The sequence below is a fragment of the Lactobacillus pasteurii DSM 23907 = CRBIP 24.76 genome (assembly GCF_000297025.1).
GTDB classification, from domain to species: Bacteria; Bacillota; Bacilli; order Lactobacillales; family Lactobacillaceae; genus Lactobacillus; species Lactobacillus pasteurii.
In genome coordinates this window covers 1-2538 of sequence record NZ_CAKD01000003.1, presented here as the reverse complement: position 1 = coordinate 2538, position 2538 = coordinate 1, and the positions used below count along the sequence as shown (strand labels likewise).

General features: G+C 39.0%; 4 protein-coding genes. 2 read left to right on the top strand and 2 right to left on the bottom strand.

Annotated features, from left to right (window positions below; translation table 11 throughout):
* Window positions 1–342: 342 nt before the first annotated feature.
* Both BN53_RS01150 and BN53_RS01145 read right to left on the bottom strand, forming a co-directional pair.
* The gene (locus BN53_RS01150) at window positions 343–600 is read right to left on the bottom strand and encodes a DUF2922 domain-containing protein (RefSeq protein WP_009559037.1); all 258 of its coding nucleotides are present in this window, start codon (window positions 598–600) and stop codon (window positions 343–345) included.
* A gap of 45 nt (window positions 601–645) precedes the next feature.
* Complete coding sequence (locus BN53_RS01145; RefSeq protein ID WP_009559036.1) at window positions 646–867, bottom strand: DUF1659 domain-containing protein; 222 nt, start codon at window positions 865–867, stop codon at window positions 646–648.
* A gap of 201 nt (window positions 868–1068) precedes the next feature.
* Here BN53_RS01145 and BN53_RS01140 point away from each other — a divergent pair, with 201 nt between their 5' ends.
* The gene (locus tag BN53_RS01140; protein WP_009559035.1) at window positions 1069–1926 is read left to right on the top strand and encodes a hypothetical protein; all 858 of its coding nucleotides are present in this window, start codon (window positions 1069–1071) and stop codon (window positions 1924–1926) included.
* Window positions 1927–2019: 93 nt separating this feature from the next.
* Complete coding sequence (locus BN53_RS01135) at window positions 2020–2478, top strand: hypothetical protein (RefSeq protein ID WP_009559034.1); 459 nt, start codon at window positions 2020–2022, stop codon at window positions 2476–2478.
* Window positions 2479–2538: the final 60 nt, after the last annotated feature.

The window sequence follows — 2538 nt, the reverse complement described above, 5'->3', positions numbered from 1 at the left end:
GCGAGGCGCCAGAAGCAGAGGGTCCTATTACTTACCACGATTCATATTGTACCTACCTTTAGGGTATAAAGCAAGTGTTATAGCCGTATTTTTTGATTTGTAACAATGCTATACTACCATTTTTATTTTCATGAAATTCTGTAATATCAAACCTGATTCGCTATAAACAAATAAAGGTAGGGATTCCCCTACCTTTATCAATTCTTACTAATATCTTTATAAGTCGTTAATTTTACAAAATTTTGACAAAAATTCTCTTACTCTGTAAAGAAACAACGCATTTTTGTTCGGAGTCGCTCAATTAACTCCATCACCGATATCAAGTCTTCGACTATTCCTATACTAGTCCTGCTTATCGTCCTTAGCTTCTGGGTTAGTATAAGCATCAGTGACAGTGCGTTCAATATATACAGCGCCTTGAGGTGAGATATATAAATCCTTCCCTTCTTTATTAAAGACATTGGCCTGACTGATCTTTTCCATTGCTTGGCCAATGATTTCTGGCGTCAAGTCCTTAGCTACTTTAGATAAAGTCAAGCTGGACTTTTTTCCTTCCGAGTTCGTAAAAGTTAGTTTCAATGCTTTAGTAGTTTCTGCCATTTATATGCTCTCCTTTTTCAATTTCAAGTTCTGTTATTACTGGTCTTAATTATTATCGTCTGCTAATAGGTCAATGCCTTCATACTTAACTAAAGTTGCTGTATGCAATTCATCCCCCATCAGCTGACTGATCGCCTTACCAACGCTAGCTAATTCTTCAGCCTTAGCAGTTTCCTTAACATACTTCATTACCTTAGTATTAGTCTTGTCGGTTTCCTTATTATAAATACCGTATTGAACAGCTTGTTCTAAAAGTTCAAAGTTCATTGTTTCAATTCCTACCTTATTATTATGTTTAATTTGAGTTAGATCGTGAATGTAAGTTATCTGCGCAGAAGCCTTACACTATTAATAACGAATTTACCTGGGCGATTTTCCCAAGATTTTTAAATTTTGTTTTACATTTTTGAAGAAAGCATTGCCATCTGGTAAAGTTGAAGGTAAAGAAACAATTTCGAGGGGGAATCTATGAAACATAAAACTATCTGGGCTATCTCTGCCCTAGCTGTATTAGCTATCCTTGCTGCCGGCTCTTATATCACTTACCGCCAAAATCAGCCCCAACCAATTAGAATCGACCAAAACAAGGTCAAATACGACAAGTTGATGAACCAAGCTAAGCACTTAGTCAAAGAAGAAGAATATGCTAAGGCCCAAGCTAAGTTCGATGATGCCTATGCTGTTAAGCAAACTAAATCTGCTTCTGTTTACGCAAAGCAGGCTAAAGATATGACTAAGGCATTAAGCTATGCTAAGAAAGGTCAATTCACTAAGGCTTCTAGCCTTGCTAAGTCTGCGATTGATTCACACGGCTACTGGCTATTAAACGACCACGCTCAGCGCTTGATCAACAATCTTAAGACGGCCGAGTATTATTATGAAGAAGATATCCAGCCTCTACTAAAGAAGGCCCAAGACAATGAATCCTCTGGCCAAATTGATGAAGCTAGAAATAACTACCAGGCAATCTTAGATCTATCGTATATTGACCAGATTTTTTACCAGAAATATAAGACGCAGGCTCAAGACGCCCTTGAAAGACTTAAGAGTATGCAAGAGTCTACTTCTAGCTCCAAATCTTCTACTAGTTCTACTGCCACTGGAACTGCTGGCTCTACTGGCGCCGGGGCTAAGGGCGATCATACAGTTGACGGCAAGACCGTTACTCAGCCTACTATTAAGGAGATTAAGGACCGCTTAAACGAGCTTGGCTACAACGCTAATGCCTGGAGTCCGCAGGACTTGATTGATCTCTACCGCCACGCATACGAAAATGGCCACACCAGTCCTGATCAGATCACCAAGGAAGATGTCGACTCCTACTAAACAAATATAAGAACATGTTTGCCTTTACAGCTTAAACTAGGTAAAATTATAATTGATTTGCTAATTTTTCATGTACAGATAAGGAGAATTGCTTTGACTGAAGAAGAAAAAAAGATTGCTGCCACTGCAGAAGCCGAAGAAAAGACTGAAGAAAAGGAAGAAGAAAAAGAACCTGATCTTACAGTTGTTATGCCTGAAGCTAACCGCGTAGTAATGCCACAAGAAGAATACAAGGAACAACCTGCCTACTTGACTAGCTTTGCTAACTTCTATATTGCAAAGTTTGGCGAAGAAGACTTGGAAATTATGGGTATGTACGACAACGAACACAACAACATCGTTGACATCAACACTTACCTTCTTAACAACATCCACTTCACTCGCAAGAACTTGGTTAAGCACGTATTGCAATACCACGATTACAACTTCAAAGCTATCCTTGATGAAATCGTTAAGGATGAACACATTGAACCTGAAACCATGACTACTTTCGATGCATGGGACGACTGGTACGAAGACCGTCGCAGCAGAATCACTGGTTCCTTGTCATAATTTCAGAGAAGACGAGCAATGCTCGTCTTTTTTTGTGCCCTCAATTAATTCCTCAAAATC